The sequence below is a fragment of the Paracoccus haeundaensis genome, assembly GCF_006239215.1.
Classification (GTDB): Bacteria; Pseudomonadota; Alphaproteobacteria; order Rhodobacterales; family Rhodobacteraceae; genus Paracoccus; species Paracoccus marcusii.
The window spans coordinates 83,721-108,087 of the sequence record NZ_VDDC01000011.1 but is presented as its reverse complement, the minus strand read 5'-3'; the positions used below and the strand labels follow the sequence as shown (position 1 = coordinate 108,087).

Below are 24,367 nucleotides of genomic sequence, written 5' to 3'. Positions count from 1 at the left end.
ATCAAGCCCGGATTATGGTCCCATCGAACGGAAGGGGGCGTCGGCAGTGGACATTCAGGGTGCAGGTCTTGTGGCGATGGCGGTCCTGTGCGGGACGGCGTCGGTTCTTCTGGCGGTGGCGGTGATCCGGGTCTGGGACCGCCGACAACCGGGCCAAGGCCGCGCGGCACGGGCCGGGCACGCGCTGGACGGCAAGGTGCAGCCAATGGTGTTCCTGTTCCGCGCCGCGCGCCTGGTCGACGCGACCGCGCCGGCCCGCGCGCTGCTGGACCGGATGGGCGCGCCGGATGACGACTGGCTGCGCCTGATGCGCTGGATCGGACCGCGCTTTCCCGACGCGCCCGACCGCCTGCCCATGCTGCCCCGCCTTGGTCGGATCGAGCTGGTGGGCCAGCAGGGGCGGGGCAGCGCGACCCTGCGCCTTGTGGCCGAGGATCTGGGCGACCGGCTGTGGCGCGTCAGCGTCACCGATCCGGGTGCCGAACATGCGGGCATCGTGGTCGATTCGATGTCCCTGCAGGCGATGGAGGAGGAGCTGGACCTGCTGCGCGGCGCGCTGGACCAGACGCCGATGCTGGTCTGGCGCCTGGATGAGGAGGACCGCGTGACCTGGGCCAACGCCGCCTATCTGCGCCGTGCCGAGGCCCGGTCCGACGAGGCGCTTGGTTGGCCCCTGCCCCGCCTGCTGGACGCGCCGCGCCCCGTGCCGGGTGCAGGCACCGCCACCCGCCGCGCCGGACTGGAGGATCAGGGCGCGGTGTCCTGGTACGACTGCCACAGCCACCACATGGGCGACGAGGTGATGATGTTCGCCCTGCCCGCGGACGCCGCCGTGCGCGCTGAACGCAGCCTGCGCGATTTCGTCCAGACCCTGACCAAGACATTCGCCGACCTGCCGATCGGGCTGGCGATCTTTGACCAGGGCCGGAACCTGCAGCTGTTCAACCCGGCGCTGATCGACCTGACGAACCTGCCGACGGGCTTCCTGACCGCGCGGCCGTCGCTGTTCGATTTCCTGGACCAGCTGCGCGAACAGCGCATGGTGCCCGAACCCAAGGACTATCGCAGCTGGCGACAGCACATGGCCAATCTGGAAAGCGCCGCCGCCAACGGCCACCACGTCGAGACATGGTCCCTGCCGGGCGGGCAGACCTATCGCGTCACCGGCCGCCCCCATCCTGACGGCGCGGTGGCCTTCCTGTTCGAGAACATCACGTCTGAAATGTCGCTGACCCGCGAATTCCGGGCAGAGCTGCTGCTGGGCGCGCATGTCCTGGACGGGCTGGAGGACGGGCTGGTGGTCTTTTCGGACGCAGGCCAACTGGTCCTGTCGAACCAGGCCTATCGCAGCTTGTGGGGCGCGCCGCCCGAAAGCCTGGCGGATGCCATCGCCACCTGGGAGGCCGCGGCCCCCGCCGGGCGGGGCCTTGCGGCGCTGCGCGACGCGCTGAACCATGCCGATGCGCCGCGGGCCAGCGGCGCGATGGCCGGCCCCCAGGGCCAGCTGCTGGGCTGGACCGTCACCATCCTGTCGGGCGGGCGGCGGATGCTGCGTTTCGGCATCGCCTCGGGACAGGTGATGTCCCAGGGCCTGCCCCAAGACACGCGCCCCCTGTCCAGCGCGATCGGCGCCGACTGATCAGTAGTCGCGTTCGAAGAACACCCCAAGCGAGCTGCCCCCGTCGCTGCCCACCGATCCCCGCGCCCGCAGCGACTGCGTGATATCCAGGTTCAGGTTGATCGACGACCGCCCCCCCTCGCCCACCGAGACGTCGGTATAGACGTTCTCGGACAGATAGCGTCCGGCACGCAGTTCGATGTTGCCCTCGTCGTCGGTCGTCAGGTCCAGGTCGTCCAGGCCCGCGCTTTCGCGCAGGTTGCTGATGATCCCGTCACCGCCGCGCCCGGCCAGCACCGCGATGGCATTGGCCAGCTGTGCCGCCTGAAGCGGGCTGATGCTGTCCAGCCCCCGCCCGAACAGCAGCTGGGACAGCACCTCCTCCTGCGGCAGTTCCGGAGAGGATTCGAAGCTGATGTCGGGGTCGCGGACCTCTCCGTCGATGATGATGCGGGTGGTGATCTCGTCGCGCTCGGTCTCGGCGACCAGGCGGATGACGGGGATCAGGCTGCCCTGCAGCTCGACCAGACCCTCGGTCAGGTTGAAGCGGCTGCCCAGCAGGTCGACCCGACCGCGGATCAGCTGCAGGTTGCCGATGGGGATCGCGTTGCGGGCGGTGCCCTGGATGCGGAAGCCGCCGCCCAGTTCCGCGTCGATCCCGCGGCCGCGGATGAACACCCGGTTGGGCGCGTTGATGACCAGGTCCAGCGCCGGCGGCCGTCCCGGCGTGGCCGGCGGCCCCGACATGCCCGCGTCGCGCGAGGCCTGGCTGGGATAGGGCTCCAGCCCGGCCTTGGCGCGCGTGGCGCGGACCGGCGGGCGCTGGTTGCCGACATGGGTGATGTCGGGGATCGCCCGTGCACCGCCCAGGCCGGTCGAGGGGATTCGGATCTCGGTCTCACCCAGGTCGATGCGGCCGGACAGGGTCTGGCCGGTCGCGGCCGTTCCGCTGAAGCGGACCTGCCCGTCGATGATCGTCTGGTACAGGTTCGGGTCGCGCAGCACGACCTGCGCCAGCGCGACCGAGATGTCGGTCGCCCCGTTCGTCAGGTCCACCGGCCCGGACAGCGTCACCCGCCCCCCGGCCGAGACATTGGCCGCCCCGTCGATCTGCAGCCGCCCCGACTGGAACCCGGCGGTGACGTCGATCCCGTCCAGCCGCACGCCCAGGCCCGGATCGGCCAGCTGGCCGTTGGTCAGCCGCACCTGTCCCGACACCGCCTGCAGAGACGGGGCGCCCTGGACACGCAGGTTGATCGCCAGCGGGCCCGACACGCTGCGGGTCCGCAGGGTCGTGTTGGCCAGCGCGGAATCCGCGCTGCCATTGACGCCCAGATCGACGGTCGATCCGTCGCGGGCGGCGGTGCCCGCGATGCGCAGGTCGGTGCTGCCCGGCGCGGTGGCGCGCAGGTCGACCGCAAAGGACGGGCCCTCCTCGCGCACGGTTCCCGTCACCGCGACGGCGCCTGGAAACTCGGGGACGATCAGTCCCAGATCGGCCAGCCGCGCGTTCAGGTTGATGCCCGTCTCGGGCGCCCCGTCCGCGGTCACCTGCAGTTGCGGGTTGGTCACGTTCAGCCGCTGGACCGAGATGCCCTGCGCCCCCTGGCTGGCGGCCACATCGAACCGGGTCTGCCCCGCCAGGATCGGATCGATCCGCGGCTGGCCCAGGGACAGGCCGCTGGCGGTTCCGGTGGTCTCGATCCGGCGCGTGGTGCCGTCATCGGTCAGCCGCGCGTCGGCCTGGACCGCGCCGCTGATGCCGTTGCCCAGGAATCGCAGATCGCCCGCGTTCAGCGTGGCCGCGACATCGGTCGCCCCGGCGCCGACCTGGCCCGTGGCATTGGCCGACAGGCGCGGGTTCTCGACCTGCGCGGTGTCGATGGTGAAGATGCCGCCCTGTTCGGTGCCGGTCACGGACAGCCGCGTCTCGCCCGCAAGGGCGCCGTCCACCTGCGCCTGACCGAAGGACAGGTCGCGCCCGGTCCCGGTCACGGCCAGCCTGCGGATGCCGTCGCCGGCCTCGGCAAAGCTGCCCTGCGCCTGCAGGCTGCCGCGCCATCCCGGCCCGAAGGGCGCCAACGACGCGACGTTCACGTCGCCGGTCAGATCAGTGACGCCCGGACCATAGGTCCCCTGCACCACCGCGCGCATCTGGTCATTGGTCAGCCGGCCCTCGGTGATCGTCACGACCCCGTCGCGTTCCGACGCCTGCAGCGCCAGCTGGGTCGTCCCGGTCAGCGCGCCATCCGCCCCCGTCGCGCCCAGGGACAAGTCCTGTCCGCTGCCGGTGACGTCGATCAGCCGTGCGCCATCCTCCTCGCGCAGCGTGGCGCGGGCCTGAAATCCGCCCGCCCAATCGGCGCGGATCGAGGACAGGTCAACGACCGCCACCTGCGCGACGGCGTCCAGCGCGCCCTGGGCAAAGCTGCCCTGCGCATCCGCGCTCAGCTGCGGGTTGGCCAGCCGGAAATCCTCCAGCTGAAAGCCCTGCGCCGTCTGCAGCGCGCTGGCGGTCAGCTCGGTCTGCCCGCTCAGCGCATTGTCCAGCGCCTCGATGCCGATGCGCAGATCCTGGGCCTGCCCGTTCAGGGTCAGGCGGCGCTGGTTCTGCGGTCCGGTGACCTCGGCCGTGGCCTCCAGCGACCCGCCCAGTTCGGGGCCGGCATCCGCCAGCGACGGCATGGACACCTGCGCGCGCAGATTGCTGGAGGTCGAGTTGATCAGGCCCTGCGCGGTCGCGGTCAGGCGGCTGGCGTTGACGCGGAAATCCTCGACCTCAAGTCCCAGCTCGTCGCGGCGCGCCTGCAGCAGGATCGTGGATTCGCCGTCCAGCAGCCGGTCCAGTTGCGGCTGGTCCAGCGCGATGTCGCGACCCGACACGCGCGCGTCGATGTCGAAGCTGCGGTTCAGCAGGACATAATAGCCCTCGACCGTGGCATCCGCGCTGCCGGTCAGCGGCCGGCCCGCGACGCCCGACAGGCGCGTCAGGTCGGTATACCGGGCACCCGCATCCACCGACAGCGTGATGCCGCTGCCCAGGCCCGAGACTAGGAAGTTGCCATCCAGACCGTAATCCGCGCCGCGGACCCGCAGGTTGGTGATGTCGACCGCGTTGCCAGGGGTAAAGTTGAACCCGGTCCGCCCCTCGATCTGCGGGCCCACGGCCTCGGCCAGGGACGCGTCGTCGAAATCCAGATCACGGGCGGCAAAGTCGATGGCGCCGATGACCTCGGACAGGGCCCCCTCGTCCAGGAAGATCTGGCCGCGCCCGGCCAGGTCCAGCGCGCCAAGCGCCACCCCGTCCAGGTTCAGCGCGCCGATGCCACCGTCCAGGCGCCAGCCGTCGCTTTGCGCCGCGTCATAGTCAAAGGTCAGCCGCCCGGAATCCACCGTCGCCCCCTCGCCCGCGAAGGGCAGCGGGACGGGCACCTGCGGGGCGCCCGCGTCGCGGCCCAGCATCACCTGCAGATTGGCCTGCTGGGGCGCGGACTGGTCGTTCGTCGACAGCGACCCGGCAATGCGCAGCGCCTCGGTGCGGATGTCCAGACGCGGAATGTCCAGGCGGCCGGTCTCGGCCCGCCAGCCTTCGGCCAGCAGCTGGGTGTCCTGCCCAAAGAAGGCCCGGTCCTGCGGGCGCAGCAGCGACGCGACATCGCCGCCCAGCTGGAACCGGAATCCGGTGCCGGGGGTGCCGTCGGCGCCGGTCTGGCCGTTGGCGCTGACCTTTCCGGTGATGCGGGGCTGGCCGTTCGTGGCCAGACGGATGTCGGCGGCGAAATCGCGGATCTGGCCCTCGCCGCTGATCTGAGCGGTCAGGGCGGGCTTGTCATAGATGCCGACAAGGTTGGCCAGCAGGCCGTCGGCGGCCTCGTCCAGGCCCAGGTTCAGGCGTAGGATCTGCGTCTCGTTGGCATAGCCCGCGTCCAGCACGAACTGGCCGCGCGGGCCGTCCAGGCGGTCGACGGTCAGCTGGGCCGTGCCCTCGCCCCCCTCAAGGCTGATGCCGCCCGAGATGCTCAGCGCGGCCTCGACCCCGATCACCGGTTCGCCCAGCATCACGCGGTCGGCGCGGATCTGTTCGATGTTCAGCGACACGGGCAGTTCGGGCAGCGCAAAGACCGGCGCCTCGGCCTGCACGGCCGGTTCGTCCGACTGTGGCAGGCGGGGCAGCAGGATCTCGTCGGCGGACAGCTCCGCGATCTCGATCCGGCGGCGCAGCAGGGCGCTGCGGTTCCACTGGATCGCGCCGTTGCGCAGGGTCAGATAGGCGCCGTCCTCGTCCGAGATGCGCAGTTCGGTGAAGGTTGCGCGCGAGGACAGCGCGCCCTGGAACCCCTCGATCACCACCTGGCGCCCCTCTCCGGACAGGTTGCTTTCCAGCAGTCCGGTCAGAAATCCGCGGTCGCTGTCGGCCTCGGCGCTGATCTCGGCGGCGCTTTGGCCCAGCACGGCCATCGGGAACAGGACGACAAAGGCGGTGATCCAGAACTTGCGCATCAGAATGCCTGCCCCAATCCAAGGTAAAGTTGCACGCCGTTTCCGGTGTCGCCGCTGACCGGCCCGGCCACGTCGAACCGCAACGGCCCGATCGGCGTGTCATAGCGCACGCCCAGACCGGCGCCCGCGTGATCGTCGCCCTCGCCGCCGAAGGCGTCGCCCGTCCAGACCTGGCCGTAATCGGCAAAGGCCACGACGCCGATCTTCTCGCGCACCTGGACGCGGAATTCGGCCGTGGCGCTGGCGACCGACAGGCCGCCGGTCTTGATCGGGCCGTCCGGGCCCGCGATCTCCTCAACCCCCAGGGACTGATAGGGATGGCCGCGCACCGTGCCGCCCCCGCCCGAGAAGAACAGATAGTTGCGCGGCGTCGTGGCAAGCTCGCTGCCAAAGACCGATCCGGCCCGCGCCCGGCCCGCCAGGGTGAACCGGTCATCGGCGCCGAACGACCGGAAGGCCCGCCCCTCGGCCAGGGCGCGCATGCCGGAACTGGTATCCTCGAATCCGGCAAAGGGCGTCACCTCGGCGGACAGATAGAAGCCGCGCTTGGCGTTGTTCTGATCCTCGCGGCGGTCCCAGATCACGTCCATCGGCAGGGCCAGGACCTTGAAGTCGGTGCGCCCGTTGGCGTCGAAGACGCGCGAGTACTGGTATTCCAGCGCCGCGTCGGCGGTCAGGCGATCGCTGAAGATGTGGTTCAGACCAAAACCCAACGTCGCCAGGTCCTCGTCGTAATCCTCCTCGCGCATCTGGGCCACCTCGGCCTCGACATAGGCGGTGGTGTCGGGGGTGATCGTAGCGGGGCGTTCCAGACGGATCGTCAGCTCGTCGTCGCGGTCGCTGGTCTCGGATCCGATGTCCTTGATCCGCCCGTCGATGCGCAGACGCTCGCCCCCGCCCAGCAGGTTGCGGTGCATCCAATAGGCCGACACCAGCGCCCCGTCCGTGGTCGAGATCTCGGCGCCGGCCCCGATGCGCCGGGGGGGCTGTTCGACCACGGCCAGGTCCACGTCCAGCGTGTTGCCGGGGCTCAGCGTCTCTGCCTCCTGCAGGGTGATCGCCGAGAACACGCCGGTGCGGCGCAGGCGCTGGCGTACGGTGTCCAGTTCCTGGGGGTCGAAGCGCTCTCCCTCGGGGAAGCCGGCGATCTTGCGCAGGCGGCGTTCGTTCAGGCGCTGGTTGCCGCTGATGGACATGCGCCCGAAGGTGACGGCCGGGCCGGGTGACAGGGCGATGCGGCTGTCGACCTGATCGGCGTCGTGATCGGCCACGATCTGCTGGTCGGCCACATCGGCCTTGGCATGGCCATAGGCGCGCCAGCCGTCCACACCCGCCAGGGCCGTGCTGCGCATGACGCCGGTGCCCGCGATCTCGCCCGTGGCGTATTCGTCCGGGATCTCGGTGCCGGGGGCCATCGGGGCCATCTGGGCGCGCGAGAAGCGGAAGACAGGGCCGGGATCGACGGTCACGACGACACGGGACACCTGGGCGGGCGCGTCCAGGGGCGCCACCTCGGCGGCCTCGACCCCGTCCAGGGTGATGGTCACGGCGCCATCGTAGAACCCCTGATCGTACAGCAGGCCCAGGATGCGGGCGTAATCGCCGCGCGCGGCTGCCAGCACGTCCTGTCCGGTGGTGCGATCCTCGTTCAGCGCGCCGGTCAGCAGCAGCGACTGGCGGATCTGGCGGGTCAGCCCCTCGTCCCCGCCGGCGACCTGCACGTCCAGCGCGACGGGCCCCTCGGATTCGCTGCTGCCGCCGAACAGGCCCGAGAACGGAGAGCTGCTTTGCGCCATCGCGGCACCCGCCACGCCAAGCGCCGTCCCTGCCACCAGGATCGCCCTAAGATATGCCCGCATCGCCTGCCCCGTCTTTTTGCTTGCGGCAATTCAAACAGGATCGACGGGGCGAATCCAGCAATCTTTGGGGATTTTCCCGGATTGGCAGTTAACCTTTGCGGGACCGGCGAAGCCTAGCCCAGGGCCGCCAGGCAGCCGTGCAGCGCCGCCATATCGTCGCGGATCAGAAAGACCGGCGTGTTTTCAGGGATATGGCGCATGTGGCTTTCCGCCAGGAAGGCCGGTTCGAACAGCGCCATCCGGTCGGCGATGCTGCGGCCCACGCTGCCGGCCAGGAACAGCCCCTCCAGCGGCATGAAGCGCAGCGACAGTTCGCGGCACAACAGCCCGACCAGTTCGGCGAACAGGTCATAGGTCGCGACGGCCGCCGGATCCCCCGCCTCGGCGGCGCGGGCGACGTCCTCGCTGCGCATGGGGGCGGTGCCGGTCATCGCGGCGTGCAGGCGCGACAGGCCGCGGCCCGCGAACGTCTCCTCGGTCGAGAAGAAGCCGGCCGCGGCGGCGGTGCCGACGCGGTCCTGAAGGCGGGCCATGATGTTGGCGGGCAGATGGGTGTGCCCCTCCTCGGCCTCGAGGACGGTGATCGCGCCGCCGGGCAGCACGCGCACCGCGCAGACGTTGAAGCCGGTGCCCAGGCCCACGACCAGCGCCTGCCCGTTGCGGGCGCGGGTCACAGGGGCCGCGCGCAGCGTGCCCAGCTGTTCGCCCGCCAGCGACGGGGTGGAATAGCCAAGCGCCGACAGGTCGTTGATCAGCCGCACCTGGTCGGCATCGGTCAGCCGCGCCAGGTTGTCCTCGTCAAAGGACCAGTCGCGGTTGGTCAGCCGCGCGCGTCCGCCGCTGACCGGTCCCGCCACGGCGATGCACATGGACGAGATGTTGGGCTGGTGCTGTTCCGCCATGAACTGGCGCACCACGTCGTCGAAGCTGGCAAAGTCGTCGCCCTTGAAGCGGGTGACCGTGCCGGCGTCGATGGACCCGTTGCGCGCGATCGCCATCCGCGCATTGGTTCCGCCCACATCGCCCAGAAGCATCGCCATGCTGTCACCCCTTCTCAGTTCAGCCGTTCCCCGTCCTTAGGCGAGAAGTACGACACTTTCGAGAGGTCGAATGCCAGCGGAAACGGCTGGCGCGCCCGGACGGCGCTTTCCGCGCGCAGCCGCGCGGTGACCGCCTTGCCGCCCAGATGGGTGACGGCGAAGGTGTCGGCACCCGCCGGTTCGACGATCTCGATCATCACGTCGCCGCCCGCACCCTGCGCGGTTCCGGGCAGATGGGCATTGCCCGTCGCCTCGTGGATGTCCTCGGGGCGCACGCCCAGGACGATCTGGTCGGGCAGGTCGCGGGCCACCGGGTCGGTGATGACCAGCGGCGTGTCGCCGGGGCGGTCGATCTCGATCCGGGTCTGGCCCGCCTCGGACCGGACGCGGGCCGGGATCAGGTTCATCGCCGGGCTGCCCATGAAATCGGCCACGAACATGTTGGCGGGCTTGTTGTAGATCTCGGCCGGGGTGCCGATCTGCTGGATCACGCCGCCCTTCATGACGACGATCTTGGTGGCCAGCGTCATCGCCTCGATCTGGTCATGGGTGACATAGACGATGGATGCGTTCAGGTCCTGGTGCAGCTTCTTGATCTCGGTCCGCATGGACACGCGCAGCTTCGCGTCCAGGTTGGACAGCGGTTCGTCGAACAGGAACAGCGCGGGGTCGCGGACCAGGGCGCGACCCATGGCGACGCGCTGGCGCTGGCCGCCCGACAGCTGGCCCGGCTTGCGGTCCAGCAGCGGTTCGATCTGCAGCTGGCGCGACACCTCGGCCAGCTTGGTGGCCTGGGTCGCCTTGTCGACGCCGCGCACCTTCATGCCGAAGGTGATGTTCTTGGCGACCGACATCGTCGGGTAGAGCGCATAGGACTGGAACACCATCGCGATGTCGCGGTCCTTGGGGCTGACGCCCGTCACGTCGCGGTCGGCGATGCGGATGGCGCCGCCGGTGATCGGCTCCAGCCCCGCGATGCAGTTCAGCAACGTGGACTTGCCGCAGCCCGACGGGCCGACCAGCACCAGGAAGTCGCCCTCGTCGATGCTGATGTTGATGTCGTGCAGAATATGGGTGTCGCCATAGGCTTTCTGCAGGTGGTCGATTTCCAGAATGGGCATGGCTTATCCCTTGACGCTGCCGGCGGTCAGGCCGCGGATGAAGTATTTGCCGGCGACGACATAGACCAGCAGCGTGGGCAGGGCGGCGATGATCGCCGCGGCCATGTCCACGTTGTAGGCTTTGACGCCGGTGGTGGAGTTGACGATGTTGTTCAGGGCGACGGTCACGGGCTGCGACCCGGCCCCGCTGAAGCTGACGCCGAACAGGAAGTCGTTCCAGATCTGCGTGAACTGCCAGATGACCGACACGGTGATGATCGGCAGCGAGATGGGCAGGAAGATCGACCAGAAGATGCGGAAGAACCCTGCCCCGTCGACCTTGGCCGCGCGCACCAGTTCCTGCGGGATGGTGACATAGTAGTTGCGGAAGAACAGAGTGGTGAAGCCCAGGCCATAGATCACGTGGACGAAGATCAGCCCCGGGATGGTGCCCGCAAGACCCATCAGGCCCAGCATCTGCGCCATCGGCAGCAGCACCACCTGGAACGGGATGAAGCAGCCGAACAGGATCGCGGCAAAGAACAGGTTCGCGCCGCGGAACCGCCACTGGGCGAAGACATAGCCGTTCAGCGCGCCGATGATGGTCGAGATCATCACCGCGGGCACGGCCATCAGGACGCTGTTCCAGAAGAACGGGCGCAGGCCCTCGCACTGGGTGCCGGCGCAGGCGGACGACCAGGCCTCGGCCCAGGGGGCGAAGGTGATCTCGCGCGGCAGGGCCAGCAGGCTGCCGGTGCGGATCTCCTCCAAGGATTTCAGCGATGTCGTCAGCATGACGAACAGCGGCATCAGATAGAACAGGGCGAACAGGATCAGGATCCCGTACAGGCCCCACCGCAGCACGGTCTTACTTGTCATGGCGCGGCCTCAATTCGCTGTAGAGATAGGGAACCACGATGGCGAAGATGACCATCATCATGATCATGGCGCTGGACGCCGCCTGCCCCAGGTCGCCGCGCGAGAACGCCATGGCGTACATGTAGGTCGCGGGCAGGTCGGTGGCATAGCCCGGTCCGCCGCCGGTCAGCGCGATGACCAGGTCGAACGCCTTGATCGCCAGGTGCGCCAGCACGATGAAGGCCGACAGGAAGATCGGCGCCATCGTCGGGATGATGATCGCGGAATAGATGCGGTGCGTGGGAATGCCGTCGACCTGGGCCGCACGGATGATCTCGGTGTCGACCGAGCGCAGTCCGGCCAGGAATAGCGCCATCACGAACCCGGATGCCTGCCAGACGGCCGCCAGCACGACGGTATAGATCGCCATTTCGGGCTTGATCAGCCAGTCGAAGGTGAAATTCTCGAACCCCCAGCCGCGGATCGCCTGCTGGATGCCCAGGCCCGGGTTCAGGATCCATTTCCAGGCGGTGCCCGTCACGATCAGCGACAGCGCCATGGGATAGAGATAGATGGTGCGCAGGACGCCCTCGGCCCGGATTTTCTGGTCCAGGAAGATCGCCAGCATCAGCCCGATCGCCATCGAGATGACGATGAACAGGGCGCCGAAGATGAACAGGTTGTTCATCGCCACGTCCCAGCGGGGGGCGTCGAACAGCCGCTGATATTGCGTGATACCGTCCAGTTCATAGCGCGGCATCAGCCGCGAGCGGGTGAAGCTGATCCAGGCCGTCCAGGCGATGAAGCCATAGACAAAGACCAGGATCGCCACGAAGGACGGCGCCAAGACGACCTTGGGCACGTTGCGTTCAAGCCATTCCATTCCGGTAAACCCCCAAAGAAAAACCCCGCGCCCGCGATCCGGGGCGCGGGGTCGTCAGGCCGTGATCACATCGCGTTGGCGACGGCGTCGGCCAGTTGCGCCACGGCGTCGTCCGACGACATGTCGCTGTTGAAATGCGCGGTCACCACGTCGGTGATCGCACCGGCCGGCGCGCCGCGCAGCGCCATGCCATGCGCATAGCTGGGCAGCAGGGAGCCGTTTTCCGCATCCGCGGTCATATCGGCGTTCGACTGCTTGGCGCAGTCGTCGAAGTCGTCCAGCGCCACGTCGGTACGGGCCGGGATCGAGCCCTTGTTCAGGTTGAACGTCTTCTGGAAGTCCGGGCCCATGATCAGGCTGGCCAGAAGGGCCTGGCCCTGCTGCTTGTCCTCGCCGTCCAGCTCGAAGAAGGCGAAGCTGTCGACGTTGTAGAGGAAGCCCTCGCCCGGGGTGGGCGCGCAGACGAAGTCGACGCCCGGCTGCTTGCCGGCGGCCAGGAACTCTCCCTTGGCCCAGTCGCCCATGATCTGGAAGGCGGCCTCGTTGTTCATGACCATGGCCGTGGCCAGGTTCCAGTCACGACCCGAGAAGTTGTCGTCGACAAAGCCGCGGATGGTCCGCATCTGGTCGAAGACCTGCTTCATCGTGTCCGAGGTCAGCGCCTCGGGGTCCAGATCGACCAGCGCCTGCTGATAGAATTCCGGCCCGCCCAGCCCAAGAACGACCGTCTCGAAGATGGTCGCGTCCTGCCAGTTCTGACCGCCATGGGCCAGGGGCGTGATGCCCGCGGCCTGCAGCTTCTCGGCCGCGGCGTTGAACTCTTCCCAGGTCGTGGGCATCTCGATGCCGTTCTCGTCCAGGATCTGCTTGTTGCCCCAGATCCAGTTCACGCGGTGGACGTTCACCGGTGCGGCGCACCACTGGTCCTCGCACTTCATGTGGGCGGCGATCTGCGCGGGCAGCACGTCTGCCCAGCCGTTCTCCTCGGCAACGGTGCCGATGTCGGCCAGGCCGGTCTCCTCGTACCATTCCTGGATCGCGGGGCCCTTCAGCTGCACGGCGGTCGGCGCGTTGCCGGCCAGCACACGGGCGCGCAGCGCGGTCATCGCGGCGTCACCGCCGCCGCCGGCCACGGGCATGTCGGTCCAGGTGCCGCCCTCGGCCGCGAACTGCTCCTGCAGGACGGCGACCGATTTCGCCTCGCCGCCGGACGTCCACCAGTGCAGCACCTCTGCGGTGGGTTCGGCCATCGCCGGCGCAGCCAGCATCACGGCGGTCGAAGCCGCCAGAACGGATTTGATGTTCATGGATCCTCCCAGATCTATCCCGCGCGGATTCGGTGATCCGCGTGTGGGTCGATCATGCCGCAAGCCCAGTCATGTCCGCAACGCAGTGCAGCCATGCGCCCGGCAGTTTTCGCAGCGTTACGTTACAAACTGTTACGTAACCCCTCCCTGCGATGCTAGATCACGGATCGGAGGACCGTTGATGAGCCTGCACCGCCTTCTGTTGGTCGAGGATGACGCCGACATGGCCGCCATGCTGGCCGCCTATCTGCAGCGCCACGGCCTGCACGTGACGCGCGCCGACAGCCGCGCGACCGCGCTGGCCGCGCTGCGTGGCGGCCGGGTGGACCTGATCCTGCTGGACGTGTCCCTGGGCGATGACGACGGCGTGGCGATCTGCGCCGAGATCCGCGAGGCGCAGGACGTGCCCATCATCATGGTCAGCGCCCTGTCCGCCGACCACCAGCGCATGGCCGGCTACGAGGTCGGTGCGGACGACTATATCGCCAAGCCCTTCAACCCCGACCTGCTGCTGGCGCGCATCCGGGCGGTGCTGCGCCGCGCGGGCCGCGCGCCCAGCCTGTCGCACCGCAAGCGCGACAGCGTGCTGCGGTTCGCGGGCTGGCACTATGACGCGCGGCGCGACGAGGTGACCGCCCCCGGCGGCTGGCAGGTCAGCCTGTCGTCGCGCGAAACCGCGCTGCTGCGGGTGTTCCTGGCCAATCCGCTGATCCCCCTGACCCGCGACGAGATTGCCGCCGCGCTGGACGGCGACGAGGCGGCCGAGGGGCGCGCGATCGACATGCTGGTCGGCCGCCTGCGCCAGAAGACCGACCCGGCGCTGATCCGGACCGAACGCGGGCTGGGCTATGTGCTGTCGGCCGAGGTCGCGCGTGACGCTGACTGACCGCCTGTCTCTGCGGGTGGTGGCAAGCCTGTGGGTCGTGCTGGCGATGCTGGCGGGCGGCGGGTCGGTCTGGCTGTGGACCGCCAGCGACGCGGCCTGGGACGCGCATCTGAACCGCGCCTATATCGCCGGTCTGGCGCTGGCCGACAGCCTGGAGGCGGGCAGCGCCCTGCCCCAGGGCCTGTCCCAGGTCCAGCTGCGCGCCGCGCCCGACCTGCCGCCCGGCTGGCGGCAGACGGTGATCACCCTGACCGGCGGCGGCAGGCCCGACCTGTCGCAGGGCGCGCGGCTGTCGGTGCGCATCCAGTCGCCCGACCTGACCTATCCCGCGGCCGAGGTGCAATCCGTCGGCGGCGGCAGCCAGGCCGCGGGCCTGGCCTCGATCACCCGCACCCTGGCGCGGTTCTGCAGTGAGCCGCGCCTGTTCGTCCAGCAGGACACCGGCCCATGGATCCGCGTGGACGGTGCGCCCGTCTGGGGCTGCCAGGCCGCGCCGCCCGACCGCCGCCTTCTGGCCGGGGCGCTGGCCCTGGGGGCGCTGGCCCTGCTGCTGGGCTGGGTGGCGGGGGTCGCGGGGGCGTTCACCGCCTTTGCGGCCGCGCTGCGCGATCACCGCGCCCGCACCGCCGCCCTGCCCGTCGGCGGCGTGATCGAACTGCGCCAGACCGCCGAGGCCGTGAACGCCTATGTCGCCCAGGACCGCGCCGCGCTGGAGAACCGGGCCCTGGTCCTGTCGGGGGTCAGCCACGACCTGGGCACCCCCGCCACCCGTCTGCGCCTGCGCAGCGCGATGATCGAGGATGCCGCCCTGCGCGACCGCCTGGACCGCGACATCGACGAGATGACGACGATGATCGACGGCGTCCTGACCTATACCCGCGCCGAGATCGGGGCCGAACCGTTCCGCCAGCTGTCCCTGACATCCCTGGCCGAGGCGGTCGTGGCCGATTACCAGGACGTGGGCCTGCCCGTGACGCTGCGCCAGTCGTCGCTGCCCCCTGCCCGCGCCGGCACGCTGTTTTCACGAACCACCAGCCGTCCGACGGTGGACAGCCACGCCCTGCTGATGCGCGGCCAGCCCACCGCGCTGCGCCGCGCGTTGTCCAACCTGATCGACAACGCGTTGAAATACGGGCGCGAGGCGCAGGTGCTGACCGGCGGCGACGCGGACGAGGCCTGGATCTCGGTCACCGACCGCGGATCGGTCCTGACCGAGTACGACCTGGCGCGCCTGACCGGGGCCTTTCAGCGCGGAGAGAATGCCGGCACCGCCAGCGGCGTCGGGCTGGGCCTGGCCATCGTGTCGACCATCGCCGCGCAGCATGGCGGACGCCTGGAATTCCACCGCGCGCCGCAGGGGCTGGAGGCCCGCCTGGCACTGGCGCGCAGTTGGGCGTAAGACGGGCCGACGGAACTCTTGCGAACAAAACCGCGTTTTGTTGGGGAATTCGCAAGAAAGGCTATCATCATGACCCGTGCAGACCGCATCACCCGCCTTGGCTGCGCCGGCGTCGTGGCGCTGCTCAGCGTCACGCCGGCGTTGTCGGCCAGCCCCAACCAGCCGGTTCAGGGCTGGAGCGCGATGCAGGGCATCGAGCCTGCCGCCCTGCTGGAGGACATCCAGACCATGCCGGTGTCGGAAATTGCCGTCGACGACCAGCCCTATTGTGCCGATGATGCGGAAATCGCTGCGACGCTGGAACAGGATTTTGCGGAACATCCCGTCGACATGACCGGGGTGCAGGGCACGCAGCTGTGGGGGTCCGATCAGCTGGGGACATGGACACTGGTCGCGCCGCGTGATGATCAGACCAGTTGCATCATCGCCAGCGGCATCGGCTTCAGCGATGACCGCAGCACGCAGGCTTATTTCCAGGTCGCAGGGCTGTAGTCAGCCCACGCGACGCAGGAAGGCCCGTGTGCGGTCGTCCTGCGGATTGCCGAAGATCTGCGCAGGCGGCCCCTGTTCCACGATGCGCCCACCTTCCATGAAGACCACCCTGTCCGCGATTTCGCGGGCAAACTGCATTTCATGGGTGACGATCAGCATGGTCTGGCGTCCGTCGGCGATGCGGCGGATCAGGTCCAGAACCTCGCCCACCCATTCGGGGTCCAACGCGCTGGTCGGTTCGTCGAACAGCATCAGGTCCGCATCCAGCGCCATCGCGCGACCGATGCCGACGCGCTGCTGCTGACCGCCGGACATGGCCGCGGGATAGCTGTCGCCCCGATCCGCCAAGCCGATCTGGGTCAGGATGTCATCCGCCCGCGCCCGCGCCTTGTCGGCGGGCCAGCCGCGCACGGTGGTCAGCCCTTCGGTGATGTTGCCGCGGGCGGTCTTGTTGGCGAACAGCGCATAGTTCTGGAACACGAACCCCGTCCGCCGCCGCAGGCCCAGGATCTGCCCCCTGGTCGCGCGTGCGGCATCGACCGTCACGTCGCCCATGCGGATCGTGCCCTGATCGGGCGTGTCCAGCCAGTTCAGGCAGCGCAGCAGGGTCGATTTCCCTGTCCCGGACGGCCCGATGATCGCCACGCGTTCCCCCGGCTCCAGGCACAGGTCGATGCCGTCCAGGACCGTGTTGTCGCCAAAGCGCTTGACCAGTCCGGTGATCTCGATCTGACAGCTCATCGTGCGACGGCCTTTCCAAGGCTGGATTCCAGCCGGCGCTGGCCGACCGACAGGGTTTCGACGATCACCCAATAGAACAGCGCGACCACCAGGAACGCCTCCAGGTACAGAAAGCTGCCTGCGGCCTCCTTCTGGGCGGCGCCCATCATCTCGGTCACCCCCAGGGTGAAGGCCAGCGAGGTGCTTTTGATCATGTCGATGAAATAGTTCATCAGCGTCGGCGCCGCGGTCCGCGCAGCCTGGGGCAGGATGATCCGGCGCAGAAGCTGTCCCTGGGTCATGCCGATGGAGGCTGCCGCCTCCCACTGGCTGCGGTCGACGCCCAGGATGGCGCCGCGGATGCTCTCGGCCATATAGGCCGAGAAATGCAGCGTCAGGCCGATGATCGCGGCGGTGACGCCGTCGATGCCGGTCATCGCCGGCACGATCTGGGGCAGGCCGAAATAGAACAGGAACAGCTGCACCAGCAGCGGCGTGCCGCGGAAGAAGCTGATGAACACCGCCACGACGCGGTCCAGGACCGGCACGCGCAGCACGCGCACGATGGCCAGCGCCGACCCCAGGGTCAGCGCCGCCACCATCGCGACGATCGCCATGAACAGCGTCAGCGGCACATAGCCGGCGATGACCGGGACCAGGTCCCACATGTAGGCGGTGTCCAGAGGCCGCATGTTACTGCGACACGGGCTGCGTCACGTCGGCATCCAGCCATTTCTGAGAGATCTCGGCCAGGGTGCCGTTCTCCTTCAGGGTGGTGATGGCCGCGTCAACGCGGTCGCGCAGCGCCTGACCGGCTTCGTCGTTGCGGAAGGGCAGGGCGTTCCTGATCTCCGAGAAGGGCTCTCCGGCCAGTTCCAGCGGCAGCGGGCTCTGCGCGATCACCTGGGCCGAGGACACGCGGTCCATGACGAAGGCATCGACCCGGCCCAGCGCCGTGTCCTGTTCGATGTTGCTTTCATAGGTGCGGATGTCGATCTGGTCGGCATTGGGCAGTTCGCGCAGCAACTGTTCGAAGTTCGACCCCAGGTTCACCGCAACGGTCTTGCCGTCCAGGCTGTCCGGCCCCTCGATCGCGGCCGGGTTGCCCTCGCGCGTGACGATCTGGGCGCCGTCATAGACATAGGGCTGGGTGAAGGCGAATGCCGCCTCGCGTTCGGGGGTGATGGTGATCTGGTTGGCGATGGTGTCGATGCGGTTCGATTCCAGCGCGCCGATCAGGCCTGAAAAGGACATCGTGACGAATTCGACCTCGTCGCCGGTCTCTTCGGCAATGGCGTTCAGGAAATCCACCTCGAAGCCCTGCAGTTCATCCGCACGGGTGAAGGTGAAGGGGAAGTAGCCGCCGGACATGCCGACGCGGATCGTGTCGGCCGCGGCGGGCAGGGCGGTGGTCAGGGCAAGGGCGGCGGTCAGGACAAGCGTGCGCACGGGAAATCTCCATAGGTTCTTGGACGTTACCTGCGATCTGGCAATGCGATCCGCAAGCGGGGCGGTGGCAGAAAAGGACAAAGATGCGGCAGGCCGCAGCACCGCGGAACAAGCCCTGCTGGCGCAACGGCGGGCGGGGAACTTCGTTCCATGACGGGTCCGGGGACCGCGATCAAGCGCGCGAAGGCCGCGTCATCGCCTTGATCGTGGCGACATGGGCGGGGTCGGCGGCCAAGGCATCGGTGGCCAGGGCGCGCGCGGCCTCCATCAGGTCGGGCGCGGGCAGGATGCGGTCGACCAGGCCCCAGGCCAGCGCCTCGGGCGCGTCGATCCGGGCGCCGGCCATCAGGATCATCCGCGCCCGCGCAGGCCCCACCAGCGCCACCAGGCGCGCCGGGTCGCTTGGCTGCGGCAGAAAGCCCAGCCGCATCACCGGATAGAAGAACCTTGCATCGGGCACCGCCAGGCGGATGTCGCAGGCCAGCGCCATGCCGAAGGCGCCCCCGGCCAGCGACCCGTTCAGCGCGGCGACGGTCAGGCAGGGCAGGGCGGCCAGCGCGGCGGACAGGTCCTCCCATTCGGGGGCCGTGGCCAGACCCGCGCGGGCCTGGTCCAGGTCCGCGCCGGCCGAAAAGACCCGGCCCGCCCCGGTCAGGATCAGCGCCCGCGCGCCGCTGTCCAGGGCCTGCGCCACACCCGCGCGCAGGTCGCGCAGCATGTCGGCGGTCAGGGCGTTCGCCTTGTCGGGGCGGTCGATCGTCAGCAGGGACAGGCCGTCCCGGTGATGGCTGCGGATCACGACTTGTTCCCTTTCCCTTTCGGCGGCACTGTGTCAGGAATCCCCCCGATTTCAGGTTTGCGAAAGGTATCCGCCATGAACCGTCCCCTTGCAACCTCGGCGCTTGCGCTGATCCTGGGCGCGGGCCCGGCCCTTGCAGACGTCACCCCCGCCGAAGTCTGGCAGAGCCTGCAGGACAGCTATGAACAGATGGGCTATGCGGTCCAGGTCGGGTCCGAGGATGCCTCGGACGAGGCGATCACCCTGACCGACGTGGTCCTGACCGTCGACGGAGAGGCCGATGCCCCGGACATGATCCTGACCCTGCCCGAAATCGTGCTGACCGCGGTCGGCGACGGCACCGTGCGGTCGGTCGTGGGCGGCCAGATGACGCTGGAGAGCAGCGCCGTGCCCGAGGGCGACGACGAGGCCGTGGGCTTTTCCATGACCATGGACGCCCCCGGCAACGAGACGATCAGCTCGGGCACGCCCGAGGCGCTGACCCATGACGTGACCATGCCCACGCTGACCATGTCGGGCCGCGCGCTGGACGACCGGAACGAGGTTCCGCTGACCGCCACGCTGACCGGCGTCACCGGCAGCCAGACCGTCACCACCGCCGCCGACGGCGCCAGCACCCAGACCTTCGAGGGTCGCGCCGATGCGCTGGAGGCGCAGATCACCGCCTCGGGGCCGTCGCTTGCCGCCACAGATGCGCCTGAAACCGCGCCCGACGCCACCGACGCGCCGGAGGCATCCGAGGCGCCCGACGCCCCGGCGGCCACCGCAGAGACCGATGATTTCCAGGCCACGATCACCATCGCCGACTTGAGCATGCAGGGCGACGGCACCAGTCCTGCGGGCGAGGTCAACTTTGGCAGCCAGCCCACGCAGGCGCTGCAGGCGGGCTTTGGCGGCAAGGGCAGCTTTGCGATGGGCGCGACCAGCGGCAGCTTCACCGCCAGCACCCTGACCGCGGATGGCAGCCGCAACGATTCCGAAGGCAGCTTTCAGGCGGCAAGCGGCACGCTGGCCGTCGGCATCTCCAAGGACGGCCTGTCCTACGAGGGGGGGCTGACGGACATGACGACCAACCTGACCGCCACGGGCATGCCCTTCCCGATCGCCTATGGCGCGGCGGAGAACCGGTTCCGGCTGGCCATGCCGATCGTGGCATCCGACCAGGAACAGCCCTTTGCGTTGACCTATGTGCTGGACGGGCTGACTCTGGACGACGCGATCTGGCAGGCGCTGGACCCCGAGGCGGCGCTGCCGCGCGATCCGGCCAGCCTGACCATCGACCTGGAAGGGACGGCCATGCTGACGCAGAACTTCATGGATCCCGACTTTCCGCAGCCGGTGGAGCCCGGTCCGGACGGCGCCGCGCCCATGCCCCTGCAGCCGCGCAGCCTGACCATCAAGGAACTGGCCCTGGACGCCGTGGGCGCCACCGCCGACCTGTCCGGTGCGCTGACCTTCGGCGAGGATCCCAGCCAGCCCCTGGGCAAGATCGAGGGCACGTTCGGCGGCATCAACGGCCTGCTGGACACGCTGGTCGCGATGGGCGTCGTGCCGCAGGAGCAGCTGATGGGTCCGCGCATGATGATGGCGATGTTCGCCCGCCCGGTCGAGGGCAACCCCGACCAGCTGCAGACCGAGATCGAGTTCCGCGAGAATGGCGCGATCTTTGCCAACGGCCAGCAGATCCAGTGATCCGCATCCCTTGACAGCGGGCCGGGGCATCCGTTCCGGCCTGATCCTTTCGCCTGTGAGGCCTGCATGACCGACGCCGCCGATCCCCTTCGCCTTCAGCGCCTGTCCGAGGCGCTGATCGATGCCGCGCGCCGTGCCGGGGCCGACCAGGCCGACGCGCTGGCCGTCGACGGGCGGTCCGTCAGCATCGACATGCGGGCCCGCGCGCTGGAACAGGCCGAACGCGCCGAAGGGCTGGAGATCGGGCTGCGCGTGCTGGTGGGCGGGCGCCAGGCGGCGGTGTCGTCGTCCGACCACCGCGACGCCGCCATCGTCGAGATGGCCGCCCGCGCCGTCGCCATGGCGCGCGAGGCGCCGGTGGACGATCATCTGGGCCTGGCCGATCCCGGCCAGCTGGCGCGCCATCGCGACGCCGCCGGCCTGGAACTGGCCGAGGACGCGCCGGAACCCGAACCCCAGCACCTGCAGGACCTGGCGCAGCGCGCCGAGGCCGCGGCGCTGGACGTGGCGGGGATATCTCAGGTCGAGGCGGCCAATGCCAGCTACAGCCAGCGGCGCATGTGGCTGGCCGCGTCGAACGGGTTTTCGGGCGGCTATGCCCGGACCGGGCATTCGCTGTCGGTCGTCGCGATCACCGGCGAGGGGCTGCGGATGGAGCGCGATTATGCGGGCGAATCCCGCACCTTCGCCGCCGACCTGCCCACCCCCGAGGAGATCGGCGCCCTGGCCGCGGAACGCACGCTGGCCCGCGCAGGCGGGCGCAAGCCGCCGACGGGCGCCTATCCCATCCTTTATGACCGCCGCGTGTCGGCCTCGCTGATCGGCCATCTGCTGTCGGCGGTGAACGGGTCGTCCATCGCGCGCGGGGCCAGCTGGCTGCGGCGCGACCTGGGCCAGCCCGTCCTGCCCGCCGGCATGGACCTGGCCGAGGATCCGCTGCGCCCGCGCTATCCCTCGTCGCGCCCCTTCGATGCCGAGGGACTGCCCACGCGGGCGCGGATGATCGTGGCCGACGGCGTGCTGCAGGGCTGGACGCTGGACCTGGCCACGGCGCGCAAGCTGGGCATGGACAGCACCGCATCGGCGGCGCGGGGGCTGGCCTCCAGCCCGTCCCCCAGCCACAGCAACGTCATCCTGACGCCGGGGCGCGTCAGCCGCCAGGACCTGATCGAACGGATGGGCACCGGCCTGATCGTGACGTCGATGCTGGGGGCGTCGGTGAATGGCACCACGGGCGATTATTCCCGCGGCGCGGCCGGGTTCTGGGTTCAGGACGGCCGCATCGCCTGGCCGGTGAACGAATGCACCATCGCGGGTAACCTGCGCGACATGCTGATGACGCTGGAGGCCGCCGACGACGCCCTGCCGTGGCGCGGAACCGAGGTGCCCAGCCTGCTGGTCCAGGGCATGACCGTTGCCGGGGGCTGAGGCCGACCTGGACCTGCTGACCGCCGCCGCGCGGGACGCGGGGCGGATCGCCCTGCGGTTCTGGCGGCGCGATCCGCAGGCCTGGGACAAGGGCGGTGGCGCGGGCCCGGTGACCGAGGCCGATCTGGCGGTCAACGACGCCCTGCACGCGACCCTGACCGCCGCGCGCCCCGATTACGGCTGGCTGTCCGAGGAATCCGAGGCCGACCCCGCCCGCCTTGACGCCGAACATTGCTTCATCATCGACCCGATCGACGGCACCCGCGCCTTCATCGACGGGCAGGATGGGTTTTCCCATTCGCTGGCCGTGGCACGGGGCGACCGGATCGTGGCCGCGGTTGTCCACCTGCCGGTGCTTGAGCTGACCTATGCCGCCCATGTCGACGGTCCCGCCACGCTGAACGGCGCCCCCATCGCCCCGACCGATGCAGCGATCGAGGGCGCACGGGTGCTGACCTATCGCGCGGTGGCCGATGCGCCGAACTGGCACAGCGGCATGCCCGGATTCCGGCGCGAGTTCCGGTCTTCGCTGGCGTGGCGGCTGTGCCTTGCGGCCGAGGGACGGTTCGACGCGGCGCTGTCGCTGCGCGCGGCGTGGGAATGGGACATCGCCGCCGGGGCGCTGATCGCGGAACGCGCGGGCGCGCGCGTGACCGACCGGCGGGGCCAGCCGATGCGGTTCAACGGCGAGGCCGCGCAGGTGGACGGGCTGATCGTGGCGGGCTCGCGCCTGCACGGCGCGCTGCTGGCCGCGCTGCGCTAGATCAGCCGTGATCCTGCGACCTGCAGCAGGCCCAGCCTGCGCAGGCTGTCCACCGGGTATCCGTCGCTGCCCATCAGGTCCAGGCTGAAATCCGGCTCCAGCCTGCGCAGGGCCAGCAGGGCGCGGACGGTGCCTTCCTCGTCGCGCTGCGCGTACCGCAGGGCGGCCAGGAAGCGCAGGGCAGGGCGGTTGTCGGGGGCAAAGCGGTGCACGGCCTCCAGATGGCGTGTGGCGGCGGACAGATCGCCCGCGCGCATCATCGCCACCCCGATTCCCAAGTGCCAATTGGCGGGATTCAGGCTGGACAGCGCCTGGTCCAGCCCGCCCCGCGCCTGCGCCGCGGAATCGGCAAAGCGGTCGACACCGGCCAGCGCGCGGGAATGGGCCAGCCGCGCCAGGGGGTTGCCCGGATCGGACAGCACGGCCTGGCGCGACAGGTCGAAGGCGATCTGGTCACGGTCCAGATAGGCCTCGACCACCGATTGCACGGCCAGGGCGGTGGCGTGGAAGGGCGCGGCCCGACGGGCGCGGGCGACAAGCTCTACCGCCTCGGTGATGGCCTGGCGGGGATCGGGGGTCAGGCGTTCAAAGGCGTGGGTTGTGCGGATCCAGGCGCGCAGCGACAGGGTCACCGCCGGGGTGATGCTGTCGCCCAGCTGCGCCAGGACCTGATCGGCGCGCGCCAGACGGGACGCGGAAAAGCTGAACACGTCCGCGAACGAGATTCCCATCGCCGCCCCAAGCGCCCGCCCCTGGTCCAGCACCTGCAGCATCCCCAGGCAACAGCGCGCGGCCAGGTCGTCCAGCCGTCCGTCCAGGCCGGCCAGCGGCGCCGTCAGCCGCTGTGACCACATCACCCGGCCCGACGGCTGGTGGATCAGCCGCACCAGCAGGCTGAAGACGCCGCCCTGCACGTTCGCCATCGACGATACCCGCACATAGGCCCCCCGCGGCGCAGCCCCCGGCGAAAGGACCGCGATGGGCAGCAGGTCTGCGGCCCTGCCCGCGGCCTCGGACAGGATCATCGTGGCAAGCACCATCGCATCCTGCCCGATGGACACCGGATCGGACAGCAGCAGGTCGGGCAGCGCATCCGCCGTGGCGACCTGGGGCATGCGGGCGGCCGCGGTCTGGCGCGCATCGCGCAGCCAGTCCTCGAACTCAGGGTCGGGGATGTCCAGGTCGGCCGCGAATTCGGGCACCTGGCCGTCGGGACCGGGGCGGGCGGCCAGATCCACCTGCACCCGGTCGGGGTCCAGCCCGACCCAGCCCGGCCCCGTGACCAGCGCGTCGCGGGCGGGGCCAAGGCCCTGGCGGATCTCTCTCAGCAGCTGGCGCAGGCTGGCATTGCCGTGATCGGGGTCGCGGTCGCTGAACAGCAGGTCCTGCAGCCGCGCCCGCGTGACGCGCAGGCCCCGGGCCGTGCCCAGTACCGCCAGCGCCCCCCGGGCCCGCATGCCCCGCGGCGTCAGACGGCGGTCGCCCGGGCCGGTCATCTCTACCGGACCGATCAGGTGCAGGGTCAGACGATCCATGGCGTTGTCCCAAAGGGCGATTTGCAAAAGGTTATGCAA

General features: G+C 69.6%; 19 protein-coding genes. 7 read left to right on the top strand and 12 right to left on the bottom strand.

Going from position 1 to position 24,367, the window contains the following annotated elements; genetic code table 11:
- Positions 1-46 precede the first annotated feature (46 nt).
- Positions 47-1,639: a PAS-domain containing protein gene (locus tag FHD67_RS07055; protein ID WP_246071254.1), complete on the top strand. Its 1,593-nt coding sequence runs from the start codon at positions 47-49 to the stop codon at positions 1,637-1,639.
- On the opposite strand, the gene FHD67_RS07050 is transcribed toward FHD67_RS07055, so the two are convergent.
- The 7 genes from FHD67_RS07050 to FHD67_RS07020 all read right to left on the bottom strand — a co-directional run bounded on the left by FHD67_RS07050 (position 1,640) and on the right by FHD67_RS07020 (position 13,165).
- Positions 1,640-6,118 carry a translocation/assembly module TamB domain-containing protein gene (locus FHD67_RS07050; protein WP_139598292.1) on the bottom strand — a complete coding sequence of 1,493 codons (4,479 nt, stop codon included), beginning with the start codon at positions 6,116-6,118 and terminating at the stop codon, positions 1,640-1,642.
- On the bottom strand, positions 6,118-7,977 hold the full coding sequence (locus FHD67_RS07045; protein ID WP_139598291.1) for an autotransporter assembly complex protein TamA: 1,860 nt from the start codon (positions 7,975-7,977) through the stop codon (positions 6,118-6,120). Before FHD67_RS07045 ends, FHD67_RS07050 begins: the two co-directional genes overlap by 1 nt.
- 113 nt (positions 7,978-8,090) lie before the next feature.
- Positions 8,091-9,017, bottom strand: coding sequence for a glucokinase (locus tag FHD67_RS07040; RefSeq protein ID WP_139598290.1), 927 nt, complete (start codon positions 9,015-9,017; stop codon positions 8,091-8,093).
- A 14-nt stretch (positions 9,018-9,031) separates the two neighbouring features.
- Entirely contained in the window at positions 9,032-10,138 is a 1,107-nt protein-coding gene (locus FHD67_RS07035; RefSeq protein WP_045981928.1) for an ABC transporter ATP-binding protein, read from the bottom strand.
- Between the two features lie 3 nt (positions 10,139-10,141).
- Positions 10,142-10,996, bottom strand: a complete 855-nt coding sequence (locus FHD67_RS07030; protein WP_045981927.1) for a carbohydrate ABC transporter permease — start codon at positions 10,994-10,996, stop codon at positions 10,142-10,144.
- On the bottom strand, positions 10,986-11,858 hold the full coding sequence (locus FHD67_RS07025; protein WP_045981926.1) for a carbohydrate ABC transporter permease: 873 nt from the start codon (positions 11,856-11,858) through the stop codon (positions 10,986-10,988). The genes FHD67_RS07030 and FHD67_RS07025 overlap by 11 nt, the downstream gene beginning before the upstream one ends.
- A gap of 65 nt (positions 11,859-11,923) precedes the next feature.
- Complete coding sequence (locus FHD67_RS07020) at positions 11,924-13,165, bottom strand: ABC transporter substrate-binding protein (RefSeq protein ID WP_045981925.1); 1,242 nt, start codon at positions 13,163-13,165, stop codon at positions 11,924-11,926.
- Positions 13,166-13,346: 181 nt separating this feature from the next.
- Between FHD67_RS07020 and FHD67_RS07015 the strand changes: the two genes are divergently transcribed.
- The 3 genes from FHD67_RS07015 (at position 13,347) to FHD67_RS07005 (ending at position 15,942) form a co-directional block, all read left to right on the top strand.
- Positions 13,347-14,051, top strand: coding sequence for a response regulator transcription factor (locus FHD67_RS07015; RefSeq protein ID WP_139598289.1), 705 nt, complete (start codon positions 13,347-13,349; stop codon positions 14,049-14,051).
- Complete coding sequence (locus FHD67_RS07010; RefSeq protein ID WP_139598288.1) at positions 14,038-15,450, top strand: ATP-binding protein; 1,413 nt, start codon at positions 14,038-14,040, stop codon at positions 15,448-15,450. The genes FHD67_RS07015 and FHD67_RS07010 overlap by 14 nt, the downstream gene beginning before the upstream one ends.
- A 69-nt stretch (positions 15,451-15,519) precedes the next feature.
- Positions 15,520-15,942 (top strand): hypothetical protein, encoded by a 423-nt coding sequence (locus tag FHD67_RS07005; protein WP_139598287.1) that lies wholly within the window; start codon positions 15,520-15,522, stop codon positions 15,940-15,942.
- Here FHD67_RS07005 and FHD67_RS07000 read toward each other — a convergent pair whose 3' ends face one another.
- From FHD67_RS07000 to FHD67_RS06985, 4 genes are all read right to left on the bottom strand, one after another.
- Positions 15,943-16,683: an amino acid ABC transporter ATP-binding protein gene (locus tag FHD67_RS07000; protein WP_139598286.1), complete on the bottom strand. Its 741-nt coding sequence runs from the start codon at positions 16,681-16,683 to the stop codon at positions 15,943-15,945.
- Complete coding sequence (locus tag FHD67_RS06995; protein WP_139598285.1) at positions 16,680-17,354, bottom strand: amino acid ABC transporter permease; 675 nt, start codon at positions 17,352-17,354, stop codon at positions 16,680-16,682. Before FHD67_RS06995 ends, FHD67_RS07000 begins: the two co-directional genes overlap by 4 nt.
- 1 nt (position 17,355) lies before the next feature.
- Entirely contained in the window at positions 17,356-18,111 is a 756-nt protein-coding gene (locus tag FHD67_RS06990) for an amino acid ABC transporter substrate-binding protein (RefSeq protein ID WP_045981919.1), read from the bottom strand.
- Positions 18,112-18,283: 172 nt separating this feature from the next.
- Positions 18,284-18,910: an enoyl-CoA hydratase/isomerase family protein gene (locus tag FHD67_RS06985; RefSeq protein ID WP_139598284.1), complete on the bottom strand. Its 627-nt coding sequence runs from the start codon at positions 18,908-18,910 to the stop codon at positions 18,284-18,286.
- Between the two features lie 75 nt (positions 18,911-18,985).
- Between FHD67_RS06985 and FHD67_RS06980 the strand changes: the two genes are divergently transcribed.
- From FHD67_RS06980 to FHD67_RS06970, 3 genes are all read left to right on the top strand, one after another.
- Positions 18,986-20,602 (top strand): DUF2125 domain-containing protein, encoded by a 1,617-nt coding sequence (locus FHD67_RS06980; protein WP_139598283.1) that lies wholly within the window; start codon positions 18,986-18,988, stop codon positions 20,600-20,602.
- A 66-nt stretch (positions 20,603-20,668) separates the two neighbouring features.
- A complete protein-coding gene (locus tag FHD67_RS06975) occupies positions 20,669-22,030 on the top strand; it encodes a TldD/PmbA family protein (protein ID WP_045981916.1) in 1,362 nt (453 codons plus the stop codon).
- Positions 22,017-22,793 carry a 3'(2'),5'-bisphosphate nucleotidase CysQ gene (locus FHD67_RS06970; RefSeq protein WP_139598282.1) on the top strand — a complete coding sequence of 259 codons (777 nt, stop codon included), beginning with the start codon at positions 22,017-22,019 and terminating at the stop codon, positions 22,791-22,793. The genes FHD67_RS06975 and FHD67_RS06970 overlap by 14 nt, the downstream gene beginning before the upstream one ends.
- On the opposite strand, the gene FHD67_RS06965 is transcribed toward FHD67_RS06970, so the two are convergent.
- Positions 22,790-24,328 (bottom strand): AfsR/SARP family transcriptional regulator, encoded by a 1,539-nt coding sequence (locus FHD67_RS06965; RefSeq protein WP_139598281.1) that lies wholly within the window; start codon positions 24,326-24,328, stop codon positions 22,790-22,792. The genes FHD67_RS06970 and FHD67_RS06965 overlap by 4 nt on opposite strands.
- Positions 24,329-24,367: the final 39 nt, after the last annotated feature.

Bases quoted from the DNA above. Each gene is read 5' to 3' on its own strand.
- FHD67_RS07040 (WP_139598290.1), bottom strand. From the start codon at position 9,017: ATGGCGATGCTTCTGGGCGATGTGGGCGGAACCAATGCGCGGATGGCG.
- FHD67_RS07035 (WP_045981928.1), bottom strand. From the start codon at position 10,138: ATGCCCATTCTGGAAATCGACCACCTGCAGAAAGCCTATGGCGACACC.
- FHD67_RS07030 (WP_045981927.1), bottom strand. From the start codon at position 10,996: ATGACAAGTAAGACCGTGCTGCGGTGGGGCCTGTACGGGATCCTGATC.
- FHD67_RS07005 (WP_139598287.1), top strand. From the start codon at position 15,520: ATGACCCGTGCAGACCGCATCACCCGCCTTGGCTGCGCCGGCGTCGTG.
- FHD67_RS07020 (WP_045981925.1), bottom strand. From the start codon at position 13,165: ATGAACATCAAATCCGTTCTGGCGGCTTCGACCGCCGTGATGCTGGCT.
- FHD67_RS07045 (WP_139598291.1), bottom strand. From the start codon at position 7,977: ATGCGGGCATATCTTAGGGCGATCCTGGTGGCAGGGACGGCGCTTGGC.
- FHD67_RS07015 (WP_139598289.1), top strand. From the start codon at position 13,347: ATGAGCCTGCACCGCCTTCTGTTGGTCGAGGATGACGCCGACATGGCC.
- FHD67_RS06965 (WP_139598281.1), bottom strand. From the start codon at position 24,328: ATGGATCGTCTGACCCTGCACCTGATCGGTCCGGTAGAGATGACCGGC.
- FHD67_RS06995 (WP_139598285.1), bottom strand. From the start codon at position 17,354: ATGCGGCCTCTGGACACCGCCTACATGTGGGACCTGGTCCCGGTCATC.
- FHD67_RS07025 (WP_045981926.1), bottom strand. From the start codon at position 11,858: ATGGAATGGCTTGAACGCAACGTGCCCAAGGTCGTCTTGGCGCCGTCC.
- FHD67_RS06980 (WP_139598283.1), top strand. From the start codon at position 18,986: ATGAACCGTCCCCTTGCAACCTCGGCGCTTGCGCTGATCCTGGGCGCG.
- FHD67_RS06975 (WP_045981916.1), top strand. From the start codon at position 20,669: ATGACCGACGCCGCCGATCCCCTTCGCCTTCAGCGCCTGTCCGAGGCG.
- FHD67_RS07050 (WP_139598292.1), bottom strand. From the start codon at position 6,118: ATGCGCAAGTTCTGGATCACCGCCTTTGTCGTCCTGTTCCCGATGGCC.
- FHD67_RS07000 (WP_139598286.1), bottom strand. From the start codon at position 16,683: ATGAGCTGTCAGATCGAGATCACCGGACTGGTCAAGCGCTTTGGCGAC.